The 21,308-nt window shown below is 50.9% G+C and carries 22 protein-coding genes and 1 riboswitch; of the genes, 10 read left to right on the top strand and 12 right to left on the bottom strand.

The annotated features are described in order from the left end of the window. Nucleotides 1–39: 39 nt before the first annotated feature. Nucleotides 40–1,122: a tetraprenyl-beta-curcumene synthase family protein gene (locus GC56T2_RS13915; protein ID WP_144976003.1), complete on the bottom strand. Its 1,083-nt coding sequence runs from the start codon at nucleotides 1,120–1,122 to the stop codon at nucleotides 40–42. A gap of 207 nt (nucleotides 1,123–1,329) precedes the next feature. Here GC56T2_RS13915 and GC56T2_RS13920 point away from each other — a divergent pair, with 207 nt between their 5' ends. Beyond that, nucleotides 1,330–1,860, top strand: coding sequence for a gamma carbonic anhydrase (locus GC56T2_RS13920; protein ID WP_144976005.1), 531 nt, complete (start codon nucleotides 1,330–1,332; stop codon nucleotides 1,858–1,860). Nucleotides 1,861–2,055: 195 nt separating this feature from the next. Here GC56T2_RS13920 and metK read toward each other — a convergent pair whose 3' ends face one another. After that, nucleotides 2,056–3,270, bottom strand: a complete 1,215-nt coding sequence (metK, locus tag GC56T2_RS13925; protein ID WP_144976007.1) for a methionine adenosyltransferase — start codon at nucleotides 3,268–3,270, stop codon at nucleotides 2,056–2,058. 121 nt (nucleotides 3,271–3,391) lie between these two features. Continuing rightward, a riboswitch (SAM riboswitch) is annotated at nucleotides 3,392–3,506 on the bottom strand. A 186-nt stretch (nucleotides 3,507–3,692) separates the two neighbouring features. Between metK and pckA the strand changes: the two genes are divergently transcribed. Further along, a complete protein-coding gene (gene pckA / locus GC56T2_RS13930) occupies nucleotides 3,693–5,279 on the top strand; it encodes a phosphoenolpyruvate carboxykinase (ATP) (RefSeq protein WP_144976010.1) in 1,587 nt (528 codons plus the stop codon). A gap of 193 nt (nucleotides 5,280–5,472) precedes the next feature. Here pckA and GC56T2_RS18200 read toward each other — a convergent pair whose 3' ends face one another. After that, entirely contained in the window at nucleotides 5,473–6,354 is an 882-nt protein-coding gene (locus GC56T2_RS18200) for an aKG-HExxH-type peptide beta-hydroxylase (RefSeq protein WP_255516095.1), read from the bottom strand. 811 nt (nucleotides 6,355–7,165) lie between these two features. Here GC56T2_RS18200 and GC56T2_RS13940 point away from each other — a divergent pair. Together GC56T2_RS13940 and GC56T2_RS13945 are read left to right on the top strand one after the other, a co-directional pair. Further along, the gene (locus GC56T2_RS13940) at nucleotides 7,166–8,413 is read left to right on the top strand and encodes an MFS transporter (RefSeq protein ID WP_033844377.1); all 1,248 of its coding nucleotides are present in this window, start codon (nucleotides 7,166–7,168) and stop codon (nucleotides 8,411–8,413) included. A 62-nt stretch (nucleotides 8,414–8,475) separates the two neighbouring features. Then, nucleotides 8,476–9,837: an IS4 family transposase gene (locus tag GC56T2_RS13945; RefSeq protein ID WP_144976012.1), complete on the top strand. Its 1,362-nt coding sequence runs from the start codon at nucleotides 8,476–8,478 to the stop codon at nucleotides 9,835–9,837. A gap of 462 nt (nucleotides 9,838–10,299) precedes the next feature. Here GC56T2_RS13945 and GC56T2_RS13950 read toward each other — a convergent pair whose 3' ends face one another. From GC56T2_RS13950 to GC56T2_RS13960, 3 genes are all read right to left on the bottom strand, one after another. Then, complete coding sequence (locus GC56T2_RS13950; RefSeq protein WP_063164943.1) at nucleotides 10,300–11,250, bottom strand: Rpn family recombination-promoting nuclease/putative transposase; 951 nt, start codon at nucleotides 11,248–11,250, stop codon at nucleotides 10,300–10,302. A gap of 233 nt (nucleotides 11,251–11,483) precedes the next feature. Continuing rightward, nucleotides 11,484–11,726 carry a DUF2584 domain-containing protein gene (locus GC56T2_RS13955; RefSeq protein WP_033009830.1) on the bottom strand — a complete coding sequence of 81 codons (243 nt, stop codon included), beginning with the start codon at nucleotides 11,724–11,726 and terminating at the stop codon, nucleotides 11,484–11,486. Between the two features lie 68 nt (nucleotides 11,727–11,794). Next, entirely contained in the window at nucleotides 11,795–12,583 is a 789-nt protein-coding gene (locus tag GC56T2_RS13960; protein WP_144976014.1) for an alpha/beta hydrolase family protein, read from the bottom strand. A gap of 187 nt (nucleotides 12,584–12,770) precedes the next feature. Between GC56T2_RS13960 and GC56T2_RS13965 the strand changes: the two genes are divergently transcribed. From GC56T2_RS13965 to GC56T2_RS13975, 3 genes are read left to right on the top strand one after another with little or no spacing between them, the layout of a single operon-like run. Continuing rightward, a complete protein-coding gene (locus tag GC56T2_RS13965; RefSeq protein WP_144976017.1) occupies nucleotides 12,771–13,775 on the top strand; it encodes an ABC transporter substrate-binding protein in 1,005 nt (334 codons plus the stop codon). 18 nt (nucleotides 13,776–13,793) lie between these two features. Then, the gene (locus GC56T2_RS13970; protein ID WP_144977369.1) at nucleotides 13,794–14,615 is read left to right on the top strand and encodes an ABC transporter ATP-binding protein; all 822 of its coding nucleotides are present in this window, start codon (nucleotides 13,794–13,796) and stop codon (nucleotides 14,613–14,615) included. Beyond that, on the top strand, nucleotides 14,599–15,408 hold the full coding sequence (locus GC56T2_RS13975) for an ABC transporter permease (RefSeq protein ID WP_144976019.1): 810 nt from the start codon (nucleotides 14,599–14,601) through the stop codon (nucleotides 15,406–15,408). Before GC56T2_RS13970 ends, GC56T2_RS13975 begins: the two co-directional genes overlap by 17 nt. 237 nt (nucleotides 15,409–15,645) lie before the next feature. On the opposite strand, the gene GC56T2_RS17865 is transcribed toward GC56T2_RS13975, so the two are convergent. The 5 genes from GC56T2_RS17865 to GC56T2_RS13995 all read right to left on the bottom strand — a co-directional run bounded on the left by GC56T2_RS17865 (nucleotide 15,646) and on the right by GC56T2_RS13995 (nucleotide 18,364). Continuing rightward, the gene (locus GC56T2_RS17865) at nucleotides 15,646–15,792 is read right to left on the bottom strand and encodes a hypothetical protein (RefSeq protein ID WP_165570904.1); all 147 of its coding nucleotides are present in this window, start codon (nucleotides 15,790–15,792) and stop codon (nucleotides 15,646–15,648) included. Further along, nucleotides 15,789–16,256, bottom strand: a complete 468-nt coding sequence (gene ytkD, locus GC56T2_RS13980; protein WP_144976020.1) for an RNA deprotection pyrophosphohydrolase — start codon at nucleotides 16,254–16,256, stop codon at nucleotides 15,789–15,791. Before ytkD ends, GC56T2_RS17865 begins: the two co-directional genes overlap by 4 nt. Nucleotides 16,257–16,316: 60 nt before the next feature. Further along, a complete protein-coding gene (locus GC56T2_RS13985; protein WP_033018288.1) occupies nucleotides 16,317–16,655 on the bottom strand; it encodes a hypothetical protein in 339 nt (112 codons plus the stop codon). Between the two features lie 302 nt (nucleotides 16,656–16,957). Then, nucleotides 16,958–17,353, bottom strand: coding sequence for a phage holin family protein (locus GC56T2_RS13990; protein WP_033018291.1), 396 nt, complete (start codon nucleotides 17,351–17,353; stop codon nucleotides 16,958–16,960). Between the two features lie 570 nt (nucleotides 17,354–17,923). Beyond that, nucleotides 17,924–18,364, bottom strand: a complete 441-nt coding sequence (locus GC56T2_RS13995) for a Dps family protein (RefSeq protein WP_144976022.1) — start codon at nucleotides 18,362–18,364, stop codon at nucleotides 17,924–17,926. A 150-nt stretch (nucleotides 18,365–18,514) separates the two neighbouring features. Between GC56T2_RS13995 and ytzI the strand changes: the two genes are divergently transcribed. Beyond that, nucleotides 18,515–18,673 carry a YtzI protein gene (gene ytzI / locus GC56T2_RS14000; RefSeq protein ID WP_255516096.1) on the top strand — a complete coding sequence of 53 codons (159 nt, stop codon included), beginning with the start codon at nucleotides 18,515–18,517 and terminating at the stop codon, nucleotides 18,671–18,673. A gap of 21 nt (nucleotides 18,674–18,694) precedes the next feature. Here ytzI and GC56T2_RS14005 read toward each other — a convergent pair whose 3' ends face one another. After that, nucleotides 18,695–19,171, bottom strand: a complete 477-nt coding sequence (locus tag GC56T2_RS14005; protein WP_144976025.1) for an S-ribosylhomocysteine lyase — start codon at nucleotides 19,169–19,171, stop codon at nucleotides 18,695–18,697. Between the two features lie 187 nt (nucleotides 19,172–19,358). On the opposite strand from GC56T2_RS14005, the gene yidD reads away from it, so the two are divergent. Together yidD and GC56T2_RS14015 are read left to right on the top strand one after the other, a co-directional pair. After that, nucleotides 19,359–19,586: a membrane protein insertion efficiency factor YidD gene (gene yidD / locus GC56T2_RS14010; RefSeq protein ID WP_370454568.1), complete on the top strand. Its 228-nt coding sequence runs from the start codon at nucleotides 19,359–19,361 to the stop codon at nucleotides 19,584–19,586. Between the two features lie 236 nt (nucleotides 19,587–19,822). After that, nucleotides 19,823–21,040, top strand: coding sequence for a GTP-binding protein (locus GC56T2_RS14015; RefSeq protein WP_144976030.1), 1,218 nt, complete (start codon nucleotides 19,823–19,825; stop codon nucleotides 21,038–21,040). Nucleotides 21,041–21,308 lie beyond the last annotated feature (268 nt).

Below are 21,308 nucleotides of genomic sequence, written 5' to 3' on the forward strand. Positions count from 1 at the left end.
CTTGTCCAAACCGGCACCTCGACACAAAAACGGCCGCCCTTATGAAAAGGACAGCCGTTTTTGTGTACCTTGCCAAAAGCGATAAGCCTTGCCGTTCCAGTAAAAAAACTGCGATGCCGCCCCGCCGGCACGGACAAGCCGGCGCGCCAGCCGGCGCAAACCGCGCTGCTTTTTCACCTTGTCATCCGATAAATAAAGCCCAAGCAGCCCGCGGTGAATGAGGCGGTGAAATTCACCGTGCGGCAACCCGCTCACTTGGCGATCGGCTTCTTCGATGAAATGGCAAAGCCGCTCGAGCATCACCGTTTCATTCGGGTAGTAAAAACAAAAATTCAAATCGCCGCCTTCGCGGTCCTCTTCTTGGTCGATCAAATAATCAAGCAAGATGTGCAACCCTTGAATGTACGGAAAATAGCCGTCGCGTACGCGCCGTGCCATCTCCGGTGGCAACGATTCGCCAAACGCATAGGCGACAAGGCAGAAAATGCCGAGCGTCGAGCCAGAGCAGGCGGAAAATTCGTACCACTCCATCGGCGGAAACGAATCTTTATGCTGGGCAAACCATTGCACAAGCCGCGGCACGCGCTCACGGGCGTCGACATGTTTATGCACTTGCAAGTCGCAATAATACCCGGCCAATTCATGCAAAAACGGAGCGATCGTTTCATAGTGGCGAACCGTTCCGAGCACTTCTTGGCACGTGCGCACGAGCGCCGGCAAGTAGCCGCCGTCTTCCTGTTCGCGGCGATGGCGGTAATAGTTCGACGGCTCGGCCCCAAGCGTCAAGGCGTCCGGCATCGATTCATGCAAGGCGCGAAAATCGACCGGATCGAGCGAAGTGCTGCGATCGCACAAATTATCCAAATAGTCGCTGATGGTCTGATAGGCGACGATAAAACGGACGCACGGCTCGATTTGTTCCCCGGCCAAAAGCGCCAAAATCGCTCCGCCTTCGCAATGAAACGTTTTCGCCGCGATGCTGGCGAGCGCTTGCCGCCGCAGTTCCGGATCGGGGATTTGCTCGGCTCGGCGCCGCCAGCAGGCCAGTTCGCGGTGGACAAGGGGAAACACGTCACGGTACACCATTTTCAGCAATGCAATCGGATGGGTCGGGATCTTCAATCGGGCTCACCTCGGGCGCAAAAACAAATGCTTTGTCTATTAGTATTGCCAGCCCCACCGCCTTCACAAACCGCCGCAGTGCGCGTTCATCGGCGAGCGGGGACACACAGACTACATCATTCATCATCGACAAGCGCGTGCAAAACAGCGGGATACCGTTGTACAATACTTGATGAACAAGATTGCCATAGAAAGGAACGAACGACGATGATTTATCCGTACAAAGGCAAAATGCCAACCATTGCTCCATCCGCCTTCATCGCCGACTATGTGACGATCACCGGCGATGTCACGATCGGCGAGGAGACGAGCGTCTGGTTTCACACCGTCATCCGCGGCGACGTGGCGCCAACGATCATCGGCAACCGGGTCAATATCCAAGATAACTCAATTTTGCATCAAAGTCCAAATAATCCGCTCATCATTGAAGACGGCGTGACCATCGGCCATCAAGTCATTTTGCACAGCGCCATCGTTCGCAAAAACGCCTTGATCGGCATGGGATCGATCATCCTCGATGGCGCCGAAATCGGCGAAAGCGCGTTTATCGGTGCCGGCAGCTTGGTGCCCCCCGGCAAAACCATCCCGCCGAACGTGCTCGCCCTCGGACGGCCGGCGAAAGTGGTGCGCGAGCTGACCGAGGACGATTTCCGCGAAATGGAACGCATTCGCCGCGAATATGTCGAAAAAGGACAATATTACAAGGCGCTCCAGCAGCAGCGGACCAACCGTCCGTAACGAGCCGGCTTCTTGCTCGGTCGCCAAGCCGCGCGACGGGACGCACCCCAACCGCCAGAAGAACAAAGTCCGGATGCGCCATCAAGACCAGCCGCGTCTTCTTGGCGAGACCACACTTCTTTTTTGAAGCAAGCGAGCCATGAAAACGAACAAGAGGGCGGCCAGCTATCGCCTGCAGGCCACCCTCTTGTTTCTTTATTGCTTGCTCGCCAACGCCAGCGCTTGTTCTTTCAACAAGGCAGCTTTGTCGGTGCGCTCCCACGGCAAGTCGATGTCCGTGCGCCCGAAATGGCCGTAAGCGGCCGTTTGTTTGTAAATCGGACGGCGCAAGTCAAGCATTTTAATGATGCCGGCCGGACGAAGGTCGAAGTTGTTGCGCACGACTTCAATTAAAATGTTTTCAGACACTTTGCCGGTGCCGAACGTATCGATCGAAATCGAGACCGGGCGGGCGACGCCGATCGCGTAGGCGAGCTGCACTTCGCACTTATCGGCGAGCCCGGCCGCGACGATGTTTTTCGCGACATAGCGGGCCGCATACGCCGCCGAGCGGTCGACTTTCGTCGGGTCTTTACCCGAGAACGCGCCGCCGCCATGACGGGCGTAGCCACCGTACGTGTCAACGATGATTTTCCGCCCCGTCAGCCCGGCATCCCCTTGCGGACCGCCGATGACGAACCGGCCGGTCGGGTTAATGAAGTAGTTCGTGTTCTCATCCAACAGCTCCGTCGGAACCACTGGCTTGATGACATGTTCTTTAATGTCACGTTCAATTTGGTCTTGAGTAATGTCCGGATGATGTTGCGCAGAAACGACGATCGTGTCGACGCGCACCGGTTTGCCGTTTTCATCGTATTCGATCGTCACCTGCGTTTTGCCATCGGGACGCAAATACGGCAACACGTCCGTTTTGCGCACTTCCGCCAAGCGGCGCGCCAAACGATGGGCGAGCGAAATCGGCAGCGGCATCAGCTCTTCCGTTTCATTGCAGGCAAACCCAAACATAAGCCCTTGGTCGCCGGCGCCGATCGCTTCAATTTCCTCATCCGTCATCTGACCTTCGCGCGCCTCAAGCGCCCGATCTACTCCCATCGCGATGTCCGGCGACTGTTCGTCAATCGACGTGAGCACGGCGCACGTGTCGGCGTCAAATCCGTATTTCGCGCGCGTATAGCCGATTTCGCGAACCGTATCGCGGACGATGCGCGGAATATCGACGTACGTCGACGTCGTAATTTCCCCGCTCACGAGCACCAGCCCGGTCGTGACGCTTGTTTCACAAGCAACGCGGGCGTTCGGGTCTTTTTCCAAAATGGCATCCAAAATCGCATCGGAAATTTGGTCGCAAATTTTGTCCGGGTGTCCTTCGGTTACAGACTCTGAAGTAAACAAGCGGCGTTTGGCTGACATTCGGCTCATTTCCTCCTCTTGACGTAATGTGGCGATACGGAACTCGTTTCCCTTGGCAATATAAAAAAACCTTTCCTGTCACGGCGAGGAAAGGTCATTGCAATCGGATTGCTTCCTTTCACTCTTATCGTTCAAGGACTGCGCCTTGCCACAGGTTAGCACCATTTCACACATGTACAGTTGTGACGGTTGCTGGGCTTCATCGGGCCTGTCCCTCCGCCGGCTCGGGATAAGAGTATCCGTTCAATGACTTATCATATCGCAACAAACGAACGGAAGTCAACCATACAAAACATTTTTTTATTGTTCAAAAAATGAGGAAAAATAAGTCCGAAAAACCTTCACAATTAGTATGGACTATTAATAAAAATGTGTTATACTATTTTCAAAAGTGATTCCAATAAAGAAGGCAGGTTTTGAACATGGGGATTGCCAATATGACGAATAAACTCGATCTCTTGCTGCAAAAACCGTACGTCCACCACCAACTGTCCGTCGCAGAACTCGTTGAAAAAGTGCTGCAGCGAAAGGAAGGCCGGCTAACGCATACCGGCGCCGTCGCCGTCACGACCGGCAAGTACACGGGGCGGTCGCCGAAAGACAAATACATCGTGGAAGAGCCGTCAACGAAACAAACGGTCGACTGGGGAACGGTCAACCAGCCGATGGCGCCGGAAACGTTTGAAAAACTGTACGACAAAGTGCTCGATTATTTGTTAAAACAAGAGGAACTGTTCGTCTTTAAAGGCTTTGCCGGCGCCGATCCGAAATCCCGGCTGCCGATTCAAGTCGTCAATGAATTCGCCTGGCACAACTTGTTCGTCCATCAGCTGTTCATCCGGCCAAGCGCTGAAGAGCTCGCCGCGCATGAACCGCAATTCACTGTCATTTGCGCGCCGAACTTTAAAGCCGACCCGAAAGTTGACGGCACGCGCTCGGAAGCGTTCATCATCATCTCGTTTGAACGGCGCACCGTGTTGATCGGCGGCACCGAGTATGCCGGCGAAATGAAAAAATCGATCTTCTCGGTGATGAACTATTTGCTGCCGGAACAAGGCATCCTGCCGATGCACTGCTCGGCCAACGTCGGCCAGGAAGGCGACGTCGCCCTCTTCTTCGGCTTGTCAGGAACCGGGAAAACGACGCTCTCCACCGATCCGAACCGCCGCTTGATCGGCGATGACGAACATGGCTGGTCGAGCCGCGGCATTTTCAATATCGAAGGCGGCTGCTATGCGAAATGCATCAACTTATCGCGCGAGAAAGAGCCGCAAATTTTTGACGCCATCGGCTTTGGCGCCGTGCTCGAAAACGTCGTTCTCAACGACGCGACGCGGGTGCCGGATTACGATGACGGCACGCTGACGGAAAATACGCGCGCCGCCTACCCGCTTCAAGCGATCAAAAACATCGTCGACCCAAGCGTCGCCGGCCACCCGTCCACGATCGTGTTCTTGACGGCCGATGCGTTCGGCGTCCTGCCGCCGATCAGCAAACTGACGCGCGAACAGGCGATGTACCATTTCTTAAGCGGCTACACAAGCAAACTCGCCGGCACAGAACGCGGCATCACCGAACCGGAAGCGACGTTCTCGACGTGCTTTGGCGCGCCGTTTTTGCCGCGCCCGGCCGTCGAGTACGCGGAAATGCTCGGGCAAAAAATCGCTGAGCACAACGTCCGCGTCTTTTTGGTCAACACCGGCTGGACAGGAGGGCCGTACGGCGTCGGCAGCCGCATGAAGCTCGCCTACACCCGCGCGATGGTGCAAGCCGCCGTCGAAGGGGAGCTCGACAACGTCGAAACGGTCAAAGATCCGATTTTCGGCCTCGCCATCCCGACCCGCGTCCCGGGCGTGCCGGATGACGTCCTGCAGCCGCAAAACACATGGGCCGACAAACAAGCATACGAACAAAAAGCAAAAGAGCTAGCGCAAAAATTCCGCGCCAACTTCCAAAAATTCGCCCACATCGATCCGTCCATCGAAAAACTCGGCGGACCGCTCGTTTAACAAGAACCCAGCCGGACAGGGAACCGTTCCCTGTCCGGCTGTTTTTTATTTCTTTCCTTTGCTTTGGACTCCGACACTGAATCCTTAAGCATTTCTGTACGTCGATCCGTTTCATTCGCCTCAAACAACCTCAAAACAACCGGACTCGATCAAACGCAATGGGCTTCTGTGTTTTCATTTGTCGCAATGGCCATTAGTTCTGTAAGGAATACGTAATGTCATCAAAAGATGGATGATTAATGAACTTGCGCATGATTTCTAAAGTTTTTACTCCCTGTTCCCCCAAGAATTGTGTTCTTGCCTCTATTTCTTCAACTGTTTTCCGCAAATCATCCATATACTTCTCAGAATTTTTAGAATCATTAAACAAGTGATAAAGATGCATAATTCCTATAGAAACTCCAGCAGCATGATATGCTCTGTCTAAAGGCCTTTTGATTTTCAAGATGGTTGATGTAACTAGAGCTTCTTCTTTTGCACATTCATTAGCATTAGGAAACATACAGTTAATCATATCATCCAAGAAGATACTTTGGTGGATAAACTCATGATAAATGGCCTCTGCATATTCAATGATTGACCAATCAGATTGAGGGTTTAACCATACTAATCCCATAACATTGGACACTGATCCTCCACCAATCAAATCTTTTTTTAAAATCAAAAAGGTACCAATAAGTGTATTAATTAAATCATACAAATCATTATGCAATACTTTGATCAACTTTAATGCTTTTTCAATTCTATCAGTAATTACTTCTTGCTCTTGTTGTGAATAAATGTGTTTATCGTTTTCCAAATCCTCTTTGTCAATCATACCCAAACTAAGTAATTTATTTTGCAATGTTTTATCAAAATATGTAACATGTATTTTTTCGTTTGAGTATGGAACAGGAACATCTTGAATATAATTTATGGCTTCAAAATATTTCTCTTTTAACGTGACACCTAATGGGAATTTCTTTCCACTTTCCTGCTCGACATAATTTTTTAGAATCTCGATATTCTCGATAATGTGTGATTTATGCAGAAATGGTAAAAAGATTTTTGATTCTGTCTGAACTATACTTGACATACTACTCCCCCTATTCACGGTATATTTATGGCTCTTCACCACAAAATACACTTGACAAAAAACGTTTTTCATAACGTCAAAAAGATCAATTTCCATTTTTTGTTATTTTGTTCAACCGGGAGGGTCAATATCATGTTTGTTCCTAAAAGTCAAGTACATCTTTCACCCGAGTTCGACAGTTTTGAGGTCATTTTAGGCTCTTGGGTGATGTCCCCACGGGTGAAGGAGCGCTCCCCTTCCCATGGGTCGTAACCGTCGAGGTTGGACTTTTCGCGATGTTCCTGGAGCTAGTTGAGTTTTAGCGATCAACTAGCCCCATTTTTTTCATAAATTGAACAAACTACTTTGTCAAATGAATTTGCATTCTAAGTGGTTGTACTACAAGAGACATTTGTGCATTACTTTTTAAATAATGTTCAACATAACGTTTAATATTTTCGACATGCTTTTTATTCATGGAATAACACCTCCTTCTATTTGTATTCATTGCCATTTTAACAAAAAAATGTATAATTACAACAATCAAAAAAATAAAATTATTCTATACCTGTGGTGCTAATTGAGCGCTGATGCTCAACCAGCACCATAGAAATAAAAATGGACTCTAAACAGAATAAGGGGGAGGCTTCCATTGCTTCAGTATATCCATTCGCCTTTAGGAAATTGTTGAAAATCCATCCGCTTTCTTTCGCCTCCTCGCTTAGGGGCGCGACAAAAAGCTCGTTTTATCAAAAACTGAAGAGCTGGCTTTTGGTTCGTGTTTACGATTCCATTACCAATCGTTTCGATGATCAAAGAGAGGATTGAGGTCATGAAAAAGAAACCATTTCATTTCCTTTGGATCGGACAATCTTTCGCGAATTTCGGAGATGTGTTCTACATTGTTTCCGTTGTCTCTTGCCTATATCATTTGACATCGAAAGCCATGGCTGCCGCCTTAGTCCCTTTTTTCGTTACATTGTCGTTATTTATTAGTGGAATCGTCGCACCGATATTTTTCGAAAAATATAAACTAAAAACGTTATTGTCCTACGGACAACTGTGTAAAACATTTCTGCTGCTTTTTCTCTCGCTGTTTTTGCAATGGGGTGCGGAACATCACATTGCGATCGTTTACGTTTTTGTATCATTGATCGCTTTTTTAGACGGGATCAATAATCCGATTAAAAACTCCCTCGTTCCTTTTATAGTTTCCAAGGAGGAAATCTTGAAAGCCAACAGTTTTTTAAACACGTTAGACCAATTCATCAAACTTAGCGCATGGCCGATCGGGAGTTTGATTGTCAGTGCGGGATCGCCGTTCCTTTTAATCCATATCACCTTATTGTTCTATATCGTTTCAAGCATTCTCATGTTTCTGTTGCCTATACAAGAACATACAAAGAAGAATACGGTCCAAGACAAAGGCCTAAAGAACTTTCTCCTTTCGATCCGTCTAGGATGGGAATACACGTGGAGAAATGTGCACGCAAAATCGATTAGCTTCATGTCATTTTTTGAAGGAATCGGAAATGGCGTCTGGATTTCGGCCATCCTTTATATGTATGTGAAAGAACAATTACATGTAGGAGAGGAATGGTGGGGATATATTAACTCTGTTTTCTTTGGCGGCATGGTGATAGGGGGATTGTTAAGCGTTAAGTTTAGTCAATCGGTTGAAAAAAACCAGCAATTTTTTGTATTGTTTGGCCCGTTTTGTATCGCTATTGTCACACTGTTATTTGGCACAACGACGCACGGTGCGCTGGCGCTTCTGTATTCCGCCCTGTACGGGATCATCGAACAATGGAAGCTGATCTGTCTTCAGACGATTCTTCAAAAAAATGCCCGGATGGACGCTCTGCCTCATGTTTTTGCCGTGCAGGGAGTCATTAGTTCCGTAACATTCGGAATTTCCACATTGTTAATGAGCTTTATCGCCGATGTTTACGGGATTCGTTTTTCATTTTATTTGTCTGTTTGCTGCTTTTTGATCAGCGGCTGGATCAGTTATCGTCAGCGGAAAATCTGGAGTTATAAGGAGAACCACATAGCCATCAAGTTAAGAAAACAGGAATAAATCTATGCCTCATTTGACCATCCTTTTGAAGACTTCATCATGTCTTAGAAAGGGTGGTTTTTTTGAAGACGTCCTTATCTCTCCAAGAGGAATGGCATTGTTTTTTAGAGGGATTACGAAGCGTGTTATCGTGCGAAGAGCTGGAACAGATGGCCCGAGACCATCGATTTATTCAACGAAAGGGGAAGTTGCGCGCCCATGACTTCGTGGCACTTTGCACATTTCTCCAAGAAGAAGGCGGTCAAAAATCATTGGTGCAGCTCTGCAGTGCTCTAGCTCTTAAGCAAAACACCTCTCTGAGTGCGGAAGGGCTCAATCAACGGTTTAACGAAAAAGCAGTGAGTTTCCTCAAAGCGGTGTTCGAAAAACTGCTGATTCATCAGACGCAGGAGGCCCGTCACGTGTGTCAAAGACATTCGCTGTTTCGCCGGATTCGCATTCTCGATTCCACGTCGTTTCAACTGCCTCCTGAGATCCAAGGGATTTACGAGGGATGTGCGGGGCCTGGGGTGAAAATTCAGTTAGAATATGAATGTCTAGAAGGGAAGTTTCTCCATGTGGACGTTGGGGATGCTCGTCACCATGACGCCGCCTACGGAGCGTCCCTTCGATCGACCATTCAAGAAGGAGACCTTTGTTTGAAAGACTTGGGCTATTTTTCTCTTGAGGGACTGCAAGCGATTCATGATGCCGGAGCCTTTTACATTTCGCGGCTCAAACACAATGTAGGGATTTACCAAAAAGAAGGGGATCAATTTCGAAAATGGGAACCAGAGGATTTCCTTGCGATGCTGCAACCCGGAGAAACCATAGAACTGGAAGATGTGTATGTCAGTGGAAAGAAAGTTCATCAACCGCGACTCATTGTGTATCGGCTGACCGAAAAACAGGAACAACAGAAGGAAGAACAATGGAAACAGAAGGCCAAACAAAAAGGGGCCGCGTACGTGACGCGACGTCCCCACCCAATATATGTATATATCACCAATATTCCAGCGATTTATACCTCCTTGCATGACATTCATACGCTGTATTCTCTTCGCTGGCAAATTGAGGTGATATTTAAAACATGGAAATCCCTGTTTCACATTCATCGATTCAAACGGATGAAAGGGACTCGCTTTCAGTGCCACTTGTATGGAACGTTGATTGCCTTATTGATCAGCTCTACGGTCATGTTTGCCATGAGAGAATGGCTCTATCGAAAACAGAAAAAGGAATTGAGCGAATATAAGGCGATGAGTATGATCAAGGAGTGGGGGATGGATTTATTTCAAGCCTTATGGTGTTCCGAGGCGCTAGCTGCCCAGCTTCTTTCTAAACTCTGTAACATAATCGCTCAACACGGAAAAAAATCAAGGCGTTATACAAAAAAGAGCGCTTTAGACATTATCGAGAGTTTGGTCATCATGCCGTTGTCGTAAAGAATTTCCATCTTATACCATAAAAAACCTTCTATAGGGAAGGTGTATTTGGCATGCCTATCTTTCCATATTCCCACGGTCACAGCCTCCAAAGATATAGAGTGAAGCCTTGGAGCTACTCGCTCCAAGGCTTCACTTGATGGCTATGAAGGAGAACCAAAAAGGAGAAATCACGGGAACTATTTTGTGAGCTCCCTCTGTAAATGATCACTTTATTTCAGAACAAAGCAAAGGAATCAGTCTTGCTTCATCATATGGCAGAGTGCAAACCGAAGGATTGTTTGCGCCCCTGCCTTTTCAACATTAGAATCAAAACGCCAATCGGGACGATGAACGTCGCCGACAAATTCTGTCAATAGACTTTACCCTCGATGGCCGTAAGGTTCGAACGCATAAAATGATTGTCGTCGATCCCCCGGGATTTTTGCACGATTGGAGGTCGACGACAATGCGAAGGCGGGTTTACTTCTTCAGCTGTTCAATCTTTTCCGCCGGCAGCCCGGTCAGCTCGTGGATCGTGTCGACATCGTACCCTTTCGCCAACATTTTCTTCGCGACGTCGATTTTCCCTTCCTCGATCCCTTTTTGACGTCCCTGTTCAATCCCTTGCTTCATCCCTTGCTTTATTCCTTGTTTCAACCCTTGTTCGATTCCTTGTTTGACTCCTTGTTGAATGCCTTTCTCGATTCCCCGCTGTTCGTATGAGATGATGAGCTCCATCACTTGTTTCGCTTCCTTCGTCTCCATTTGGCTCACCTCGTTTCGCAGTTGGATTTCCTCCGCTTCGGACAACCGCAAATACGTTTCAAAAAACCCAAACAACAGCCGCTGCTTCGCCTCATCGAGCTCGAGGCGGACTAGCATGCGCAAAAACTCCTTTTTCACTTCCACCTTCTCGCTTTCATTATACCCCATTTTGCTTAACAAGGCGGCGGCAACCGGATTGTCACGGCGGATGTACTCGCGCCACGGCAGTTTGTGCAGTTCCACCGTCAGAAAGCGGAAGTCAAGAACCGTCAAAAATGGAAATTGAATCATCAATGAGGAAGGTTCGTCGTGGCGTTCGTCGTAGCTGAAGATGGCAATCGGGAGGATGCGGCGGCGGTGTTTTTGAAACAAGCGGCTGAAGTAGAGGAACATTCGCTCGGGGAACGTCCGCTGCTTATAGCTTTGATGTTCGACGTGAACGATGACGAGCCCGTCTTCCCCTTTTACCTTTGTTTCGACCAACAAGTCGACGCGGTGCTTCTCCCCGGCTGTCACGTCGGTGAACAGCTCTTCGGAGAGGAAAGAGAGATGGTGAACGTCGATGTGCTCGTACACGTCAGGAAAGAAAAGAAGCAAAAAGTCTTCGAAAAACGTCGACAGCAGCTCCTTGAACAACCGGTCGTGATCGATTCGCTGTTTGGCCACGTTTTCCCTCCTTGCGATATCAAATTCATTGCATCCTATTCGCTTTCTTCCGGCCCAACTCCTGCTTTTCCCCGAACTTTTTCATCCGTTTCGCTGTTACGGCCGGAATCGGGGCAAGCGGCCTAGTTTTCCCTCGCTTCCAAAACAGGGAGCGCAAACCGTTCTTCCGTTTGCGCTCCCATTCCCCGCTTAGTCGGCCGCCCCATTCGGTGCGGCTCCGCGGTCTCCCGCATTCAATTCGTCGAATACAGGCTGACGAGCTCGTACGTCACCGTCGTCCGGTTGTCTTCCCACTCGAGCTTTTTCACGACCGCGATGCCGCTCGCTTCGCTTTGTACGGTCCGGCGCACTTCAAGCGGCACGTCGAGCGGATACAAGCGGTATCCGTCTTTTTCCAGCACAAACACATTTCCTTGAACGCGCTGTTCCTTCCCTTTGGTCACAATGACCGTCTGCACTTCCATCGGCATGCCCATATGATTTCAACCTCCTTGGCTGCCCATCGATTCGTTGGCGGCCGCGCCGCCTTTCTACTCGTATCGTATCACACGGTCGGCTGTTGTTTCATCCACTCCGTAAGCCTTTTCACCGTCTCGCGGTTGGCGCGCGGTGGAAAATAGTGAGTGAACTCAGGAAAATACCATGCGGTCACTCGCTTGCCGAGCGCCTTCAGTCGCCGTTCCAGCCGCCGGGCGTGTTCGATCGAGACGTTGTCATCGCGCCCGCCGTGGATGATGAGCACCGGCGCGCAGAGCCGCTCGAGATGATAAAGCGGGGTGCGATGCCGATAGCGCTCCGGGTATTTGTTCGGCGTGCCGCCGATGACGCGCTTCATCATCCGCCGCAAATCCGGACGTTCCCAGTACGTCAGTGCTACATCCGTCACACCGCCCCAAACCGCGACGGAACAAACCCGTTCAGCGAGCATGGCGGCATGAAGCGCCATCGCCCCGCCGCGCGAGAAGCCAAACACGTGCACGCGCCCCGGATGGACGAGCGGGTGGCGGCGAAGAAGCTCAACTCCCGCGATGGCATCATAGCGGTCATCGCCGACAAAATCTTCGTTCCCTTCCCCGCCGCCGTTGCCGCGATAGAGCGGGGCGAAGACGACAAAGCCGTGCGATGCGAATTGAATGAGGCGCGGCACCCGCACTTGCCCGACGTTTTTGATCCCGCCGCGCAAATACAAAAACCCGTCATACACCTTGTTTTGGTTTGGCACAGCCAAAAATCCTTTCACCTTCAGCCCTTGGGACATATAGGTGACAAAGAACACCTCGATGCCCGGATGCGGCGACGGAAACCGATAGTAGTCAATGATATCCCCGTCCATCGCTCTCTCTCCTTTCCACGCAAATTCCCCTCGTCCGAAGGCCAACAGGTGCGCACAACGCGTCCCGTCCGCCGCCCGTTCTCGGCCGAACGCCCATTTTTTCTAGGCATTCACACATTTTTCGCCCGCGCATACGATAAGGTGAAGCCAATGTTCACTACACGTGGACGAAAAGGGGGTAGGCTACATGAAAAAATGGATGGTATGGTTGTGTTCGCTTCTTCTCCTTCTGCCGCTCGCTGCCTGCGGCAACGGCAACGGCGAAGGAGAAAAGCCGCTGAAAAACGTCCGGCTCGCCGAAGTGACGCACTCGATTTTTTACGCGCCGCAGTACGTCGCCTTAGCGAAAGGCTTCTTTAAAGAAGAAGGGCTCGATGTCGAGCTGACGACGACATGGGGCGGCGACAAAACGATGACGACGCTGCTGTCCGGCGGCGCGGATATCGCCTTGGTCGGCTCGGAAACATCTATTTACGTCTATGCGCAAGGGACGGATGACCCGGTCATCAACTTTGCGCAACTCACACAAACTGACGGCACGTTTCTCGTTTCCCGCAAAAAAATCGATCACTTTACGTGGGAGATGTTGAAAGGAAGCACGTTCCTCGGTCAGCGGAAAGGCGGCATGCCGCAGATGGTCGGCGAATTTGTGTTGAAACAACACGGCATCGACCCGCATCAAGACTTGAAGCTCATTCAAAACGTCGATTTTGCCAACATCGCCAACGCGTTTGCGAGCGGGACCGGCGATTTCGTCCAGCTGTTTGAACCGACCGCGAGCATTTTTGAGCAAGAAGGAAAAGGCTACATCGTCGCTTCCTTTGGCACCGAGTCCGGGCGCGTCCCGTACACATCGTACATGGCAAAGCAAAGCTATATAAAAGCGAACAAAGACGTCATTGAAAAATTTACGCGCGCCATCTACAAAGCCCAGCAATGGGTGGCATCGCACAGCGCCTCGGACATCGCGAAAGCCATTCAGCCGTATTTCAAAGACACCGATTTGGCCCTCATCGAAAAAGTGGTTGATCGCTACAAAAGCCAAGGCACCTACGCGACCGATCCGATTTTGGATGAAGACGAATGGAACCACTTGCAAACGATCATGGATGAAGCCGGTGAGCTGCCAAAACGTATCGATCTCGAAACGCTGGTGGATTCATCGTTTGCCAAAAAAGCGATGAATGAGTAACGAAAGCGGGTGAATCGGATGTTTCTTACCGTTGACCGCCTCTCGCACACGTATTTTACGAAAACGACCGCCGTCACCGCGCTCGATCAAGTGTCGCTGTCCGTCGAGAAAGGAGAATTTGTCTCCTTTCTCGGCCCAAGCGGCTGCGGCAAAACGACGTTGCTGTCGATCATCGCCGGGCTCATTGAGCCGACGGAAGGATCGGTCTGCATCGACGGCGAGCCGCTTTGGCCGCGGGAAGCAAACGCCGCTATGGCGCGCCGGGCGGGCGGAACGGATTCACCGATCCGCCGAGCGGTCGGCTACATGCTTCAGCAAGACTACTTGTTTCCGTGGAAAACGATCGAAGAAAACATCTTGCTCGGCCTCCACATCACGGGGACGTTGACGACGGAAACGAAAGAGCGCACGCTCGCCCTGCTTACTGAGATCGGCCTTGGCGGCGTGGAATCGTATTATCCGAGCCAGCTGTCCGGCGGCATGCGCCAGCGCGCGGCGCTTGTGCGCACGTTGGCGACCGACCCGAAGCTGTTGCTGCTCGATGAGCCGTTTTCCGCCCTTGACCAACAGACGAAACTGAAACTGGAGGAACTTGTCTGGAAAACGTTGCAGCAATACGGAAAAACAGCGGTGCTCGTCACGCACGACATCGAGGAAGCCATCGCCATGAGCGACCGCATTTTCTTGTTTTCGCCGCGGCCAGGGCGCCTCGTGCGGACGTTTCTCATTCCTGATGAATTGCGTCGTTGCCCGCCGCTTTCCGCTCGCCAGCATCCGGCGTTTTCCGCGTTGTTTCAATCCATTTGGAAGGAGATGGAGTCGCTTGAATCCGGTCAATAATCGCATCAACGCATTGCATGACGCCTATCTGGCCGCGCTCCGCAAAGAGCGGCGCGTGATCCGCCTTTGGCAAGCCGCGCTCCTTGTCGCCTTTTTCGCCGTCTGGGAAGCGGCGAGCCGCTTTCATTGGGTCGATCCGCTCTTGTTCAGCTCTCCGTCCGCCATTTTCAAGCTGTTCTTGGAAAAAATCGGCGATCACTCTCTTCTCACGCATACGTGGGCGACTTTGTTTGAAACGATGCTCGGGTTTGTCATCGGCACGGCCGGCGGCGCGCTGATCGGCGCGTTGCTTTGGTGGTTTCCGCGCCTCGCCAAAACGCTCGACCCGTATTTAGTCGTCTTTAACGCCATGCCGAAAGTCGCACTTGGGCCGATGTTGATCGTCGCCCTCGGGCCGGGGTTTACCTCGATTATCGCCATGGGGGTCGTCATTTCGATCATCGTTACGACGATTGTCGTTTATGCGTCGTTTCAAGAAGTCGACCCGAACTATATGAAAGTGTTGCGGACGTTCGGCGCCACCCGCTACCAATGTTTCAAAGAAGCGGTGCTGCCGGCGTCGTTTCCGGCCATCATTTCAACGTTGAAAGTGAACGTCGGCCTCGCTTGGGTTGGCGTCATCACCGGCGAATTTCTCGTCTCGAAACAAGGGCTCGGGTATTTGATCATTTACGGGTTCCAAGTGTTCAATTTCACCCTCGTCCTCATGAGCCTGCTCATTGTCGCCTTGCTGTCGACCGTAATGTACCAGCTTGTCGCCTTGATCGAGAAAAAATGGAGCAGCCGCCGCTAGCGGGAGGCGCACGCCAAGGCTTGGCGCCTCTTTCATCGGCGGCGCGCCTAACAAGCTGGTGAAAAAACCGCTGTTTTCCATTGATCAATAGGGGAATGTGTGAAAAACAGTTACCGATGCTACATGGTTTCTCTGTTTGAGAAACGAGACGGAGAAGCGCCCTTCTTCCATCACAGAGCTCCTAACGCCGCCTCAGCGTGTCGTTGTTTTTGCGATTCCCAGTACCCTTCAGAGATCCTAACGCCGCAAAGCGAGCGTTCGCTCGGCATTGGCGGTGTCGCTCGACTCGGTCCGCCAGCGTGCGGCAACAGAACCGGTTTCGCTGGCGCTTGAAACGCGGGACGGCAACATCCCGTTCGCCGGCGACGGATCGGCCGCCCTCAACCAATCCACCCGCGCCGTTTAATTTCCGCAAGCGCCAACGGAAGCACCTCATCCTTCATAAGATAGCTAAACCGCTGATCGGCGCGGATCGGATCCGGCAGCGCCTCAAGCAACACCGGGCCGTTCGTCTCCGCATAGGACCTCCGCTCCGCAAGGCTGGCGATCTCAGCGAAATAAATGTTTTTCACGATATCTGGCTCGACCTCGTATTGACCGATGTATTCGAGCCGACCGACGACTCCGCCCGTTTCTTCCTTCACCTCGCGGACCGCGGCGGCCGCGGCGGTTTCCCCGCGTTCCACTTTGCCTCCGGGAAACTCAAGGCCCCGGCTCGGATGATCCGTCAGCAACCACTGGCCTTGGTAGCGGCAAATGACCCACACATGCCCGGGGGTCGAGGAAAACGGATGGTCCGCAAAGGCCAGCCGGACGCGATACCCGTAATAATCGCGAAATTCATGCATCGGACTCGCCCCTTTCCCCTCCCCATTATACCGAAAAAAGCCGCCCCGTCTGCGGCTTTTTTACTCGTTCGTTTCGTTTTCAGCGGGAAGAATGCCAAGCGAGCGGATGTGCGCCTTCGCCTCCTCATTGCCGAGCCGATAGATCTGCTCGTAAATCTTTGTCAGCGTCCGATCATAGGCGTCGTTTTCCCGATCATAATGGTATTGGACGTACGGCACATGGGCGCGCCAAAACGCCTGCCAATCCGTCGAATAGTTTTGGTCGAAATACTCGCGCAGCTCAGCGATTTCCCGATCGGTCGCTTGAATTTCAAAATCCCATGACGACGCCGTCTTCAGCTGCGAAATTTCCCCCGTGGCCATGGAAACGTAGTACGTCTTCTTCCGTTCGTCTGCCATACTCGTTCACTCCTTCTGCTCTTTTTGTTTAGTGTGGGGGGATCAAGAAAAAATATGCACCGTTCAATCGCGAAACTGTTTCTGTTGCATTGGGTTTGGCCGTACTGATCGGGAAAACGATGCGGCCGAAAGCTGTCTCGCAGCCTGCAACCGGGGCGGTTCGCCAGCGCGGGAAACACCGCGCCGGCGGCCGCGTTTTCAACGTCGATACGGCAGAAAAGCGCGCTCATTCTCCTTTCGCTCCCGGCATCGCCCTGCCAAAACGGGTCATTCCCCTCCAACCAAGGCGAGCAATACGCGGTTCATTTGATCTCGTCTTTCAATAGCTCGATCGCTTTACGCAGCACGGCTGGAATCGGAACGCCGGCCCGACCGGCGTTTTCGACAATCGAGATAAATTCGTTGGCGATATAGAAAAAGACAATGGCATCGCGTATGATGTGCATATTCCAGCCGATGGCCAAATCGACGAGATGTGCAGCGGCCACCAAAACAAAAATCAACAGCTTGCGGATGATGCCGCGAAACCCGACTTGGCTAGACAACTTCCCTTCCAGCGCGCTAGCAATCATGCCGGTCATATAGTCAACAACAACAAGCGCTACCAAAACGACGACAAATGAATCCACGCTGCCGACGAATATCGACAGAAGCGAACCGAATAGAGAGATTCCCATCATAGGCGCCGATTTATTCACATGCCTCCCCCTCTTCCTCAAGGTGCGCTTCACTATCTTATGCAGGCGGAAGCGGGGCGGCCGCGGCGTTTTTCTTATCCATTCCTTTATTCGACAAAATGACAGAGGGTGTCCAAAAAGATCGGGACACCCTCCATCATCGCTATATTATTATTATATAGACTTCCATGACGAAACATTTTCGTCTCCATCGGAAGGATAAAAATGTCCTTATGTTGAATGCTGGAATTTCACGCATTTTCGAATTCGGGTATTTTCAGGATAGATACTAAACGGCTTCCTTTCCAGACGATATGCTCTGTCTTTCTTGAGGGGGAGATCGCCTTTTGAATCAGCCCCTCTGTCGTCGCTACTTATATACGTAATAACCGTGTTTGGCGCACGATCTGTCGCGCCATCTTGGAGGCCGGTGATTTAAGGGGAAATTCTGCTCTCCAACAGTGTTTCTCAAATTGAAAAACGTTGCAACGTCATATTTCGTTCGTTGTGATTTTTCACCCATCGAACGAATCTGCTGTTTTTTACCATCCACCTTGAAAATCACCGACCGTTTTGGTCAACCTCTGCCGTTTATCGTCCCAAAAACGATTTCAGCATCCAAACATGCTTTTCCAAGCTGCGGTGAATCCCAAGCAGCATGTCTCCCGTTGTTTCATCGCCGACTTCGTCTGCGACTTGCATCCCTTCTTTCAATTCTCCAATCATCGTTTCAAAATCGCCGACAATGGCGGCGACCATTTGCTCGGCCGTTTCCGTCCCGGATGCTTCCTTGACCGATGCCTGCTCCAGCGCGCCTTTCATCGTTGCCACCGGCTTGCCGCCGAGCGCCAACAGTCGCTCAGCCAGCGCGTCAATGTGAACGGCCGCTTCATTGTACAGCTGTTCAAACTTCTCATGCAAAGTGAAAAACTGCGGCCCGGTGACGTACCAATGGTAGTTGTGCAGCTTCACATACAACACAGTCCAGTTTGCGATTTGCTTGTTGACGATGTCTGTTAACGGTTTTGCCATACTCATTCCTCCCTATGGTTTTTTTTACCCAGCCTACCCGCTGTTGAAACAACCGAATCTTGCCGATGAATAGGTTGCCCGATTCTAGCGGAAATATGAATGCGGGCGCCGGTGCATGGTATCATGGGAAGAAAAAAGACAGGCGCTGTTATGTGCTGGACACTCGCGATTTGTTTGCTCATCATGGCAGTCATTCTGTTCTTGGCAGCCGTCACCACTTCGACAGCGTATAGGTATAAACATACCATCGACCCGCTGCCCGAGAAACGGATCGCCCAACAACAAACCGGCCCAAAGCAGCCGCAGTAGCGGCGCGGGCCGGCTTGTTCATCAGCCAAACACCTTTTTTAGCTCTTCTTTTTCCTGCGACAGCCAAAAGCGCATCAACTGTTTGGCCGCCTCGAGGTCATGCAGCTTCGCCTGGCCGCATTGCCGCTCGGTTGCCGCCGGCACTTCCACCGCCTCGAGCGCGTCCTTCATCGCTTCTTCCAGCAAATCGATGACATCGTCCACGGTCGGCGATCCGCTGACGACAAGGTAAAACCCGGTCTGGCAGCCCATCGGCGAGATGTCGATAATATCGAAATGATCGTATTTCGCCGCATGTTTGCGCAGCGTATACGCCAATAAATGTTCGAGCGTATGAATCGCCGCCGGATCCATCGCCTCTTTGTTCGGTTGGCAAAAACGAATGTCAAACTTATTCACAACGCCGTCGCTGCCGACTTTGTGAACGCCGCAGTGCCGCACGTACGGCGCTTTGACCGCGCAATGATCGAGCTCAAAGCTTTCCACTGGTGAAGGCATGTTCCATCACTCCTGACCATTTGGTTTCGTTTTTATCATAACCAAAACGGTGCCCGTCCCGCACCTTTTTTGCCTGCTTCCGTTCCCCGGCTTTCCTTGCGCGCGTCTTTTCTTGAATATCGAACCCATTTGTCCTATGCTAAAGATAGTGAAACACGGAAAGGAATGGTGTCGGTTGGCCCAACTCATGATCGCGCTCATCCGTTTTTACCAGCGGTTTCTCTCCCCGCTCAAACCGCCGACATGCCGCTTTTACCCGACCTGCTCGAACTACGGGATCGAAGCGATCCGCCGCTTCGGCGCGCTCCGAGGAGGATGGCTGACGACAAAGCGCATTTTGAAGTGCCATCCGTTCCATCCGGGCGGTTTTGACCCCGTTCCTGAACCTTCTCAACGTCTGAAAAAAACAAAATAGTCGTCTCTTTTCCATAAATTGTCCTTGACCGATCACGCCCAAAATCAACAGTGCCTGCTTTCCTTGACCCTCGCCGTTTGCTCAATACGGCGATCATATTTGCCTTTACAAGTCGAACACCTCTTTTGATGAGAAGCCACAAAATCACTTCCCTCTTGCCATTTGGTTCATTTTTTTGTATGATCAATCTTGTTAAATCGTAATGATTACTATTTTCAAAAAAGGAGGCTGGACAGATGAACAAAATTCCTGTCACGGTATTAAGCGGTTATTTAGGGGCTGGAAAAACAACCTTGCTTCATCATATCTTGCACAATCGTGAAGGAAAAAAAATCGCCGTCATTGTCAACGATATGAGCGAAATCAATATTGATGCCGAGCTGATTCGGCAAAACGGCTTTTTCCGCACCGAGGAAAAGCTGGTGCAAATCCAAAACGGCTGTATTTGCTGCACTTTGAGAGAGGATTTAATCAAAGCCGTCGACCAGCTCGTTGAAAACGGGGAGATCGACTATATTGTCATTGAATCTTCCGGAATTAGTGAACCGATTCCCGTCGCTCAAACCTTTACCTACTTGGACGAAGAGCTAGGAATCGACTTGTCGAAAAAATGCCGTTTAGACACGATGGTGACGGTGGTCGACGCCAATCGTTTTTGGGCGGACTTTTCCTCAGGCGAAACCTTGCTTGACCGTCAACAGGCCGTCGCTGAAACGGACAGCCGGGAAATCGCGGATTTGCTCATTGAACAAATCGAATTCGCCAATGTCATCATTGTCAATAAAATCGATCTTGTCTCGCCAGAGGAAGCGCAAAAATTACAAACCGTGCTTCACAAGCTCAATCCAGAAGCCGTCATCATCCCGGCAACCTTCGGCCAAGTGCCGCTTGATTCCATTTTAAACACTCACTTATTTGATTTTGAAAAAGCGAGCCAATCAGCCGGTTGGATCAAAGAGCTGAATGAAGAGCACACCCCCGAGACCGAGCAATACGGCATCTCTTCTTTTGTGTATCGAAGAAGGCGGCCGTTTCATCCGGAACGGTTGATGAACTGGTTTGAAAACTGGCCAACAGAGGTCGTTCGCGCGAAAGGCTTTCTTTGGCTTGCACCTTGGAATGACGTATGCGTTCTCCTATCCCAAGCGGGAACATCCGTCTCCATCCAAGCAGCAGGCCGATGGATCGCCTCCTATCCAGAGGAAGATAGACAACTGTTCTTGCAAGAAGAGGGGACATGGCGGGAAAAATGGGATGAGACCTACGGCGATCGCATGACCGAACTCGTGTTAATCGGTATTGACATGAATGCGGACGACATCGCACGCTCGTTGGATCAATGTTTGCTGACTGATGACGAGATGAAGGAAGATTGGACTTTGTTTCCGAACCCGTTCCCTTCATTGGTTCCTTCCGATGACTTCGCGCCGCCTGCTGCTTTAGATATTTCGTAATAACGCAAAACTTGGCGGAAACCGTTTGCGTTTTTGCCGCAATCGATGAGACAGGACCCTATCGCCAAACTCCCGTAAAAATCACCTAGGAGGCTGGTCATTGAATCGTGGATAGTCCTTGACAATGTCATCGCTGTTGTATCGGTCCTGCTTTCCGCTCATTCTCCCGTTGGTTAAGTCAGCTGTTTTTCACCAGCCTTCTAGGGGCAAAGAGCAGTTTTTTTGGCGAAATACCGCTGATGGGCTGGCAACGGCAGTATTTGCCGTC

Origin of the sequence: Geobacillus sp. C56-T2, from assembly GCF_007829715.1 — a bacterium.
In the GTDB taxonomy this organism is placed as follows: Bacteria; Bacillota; Bacilli; order Bacillales; family Anoxybacillaceae; genus Geobacillus; species Geobacillus icigianus.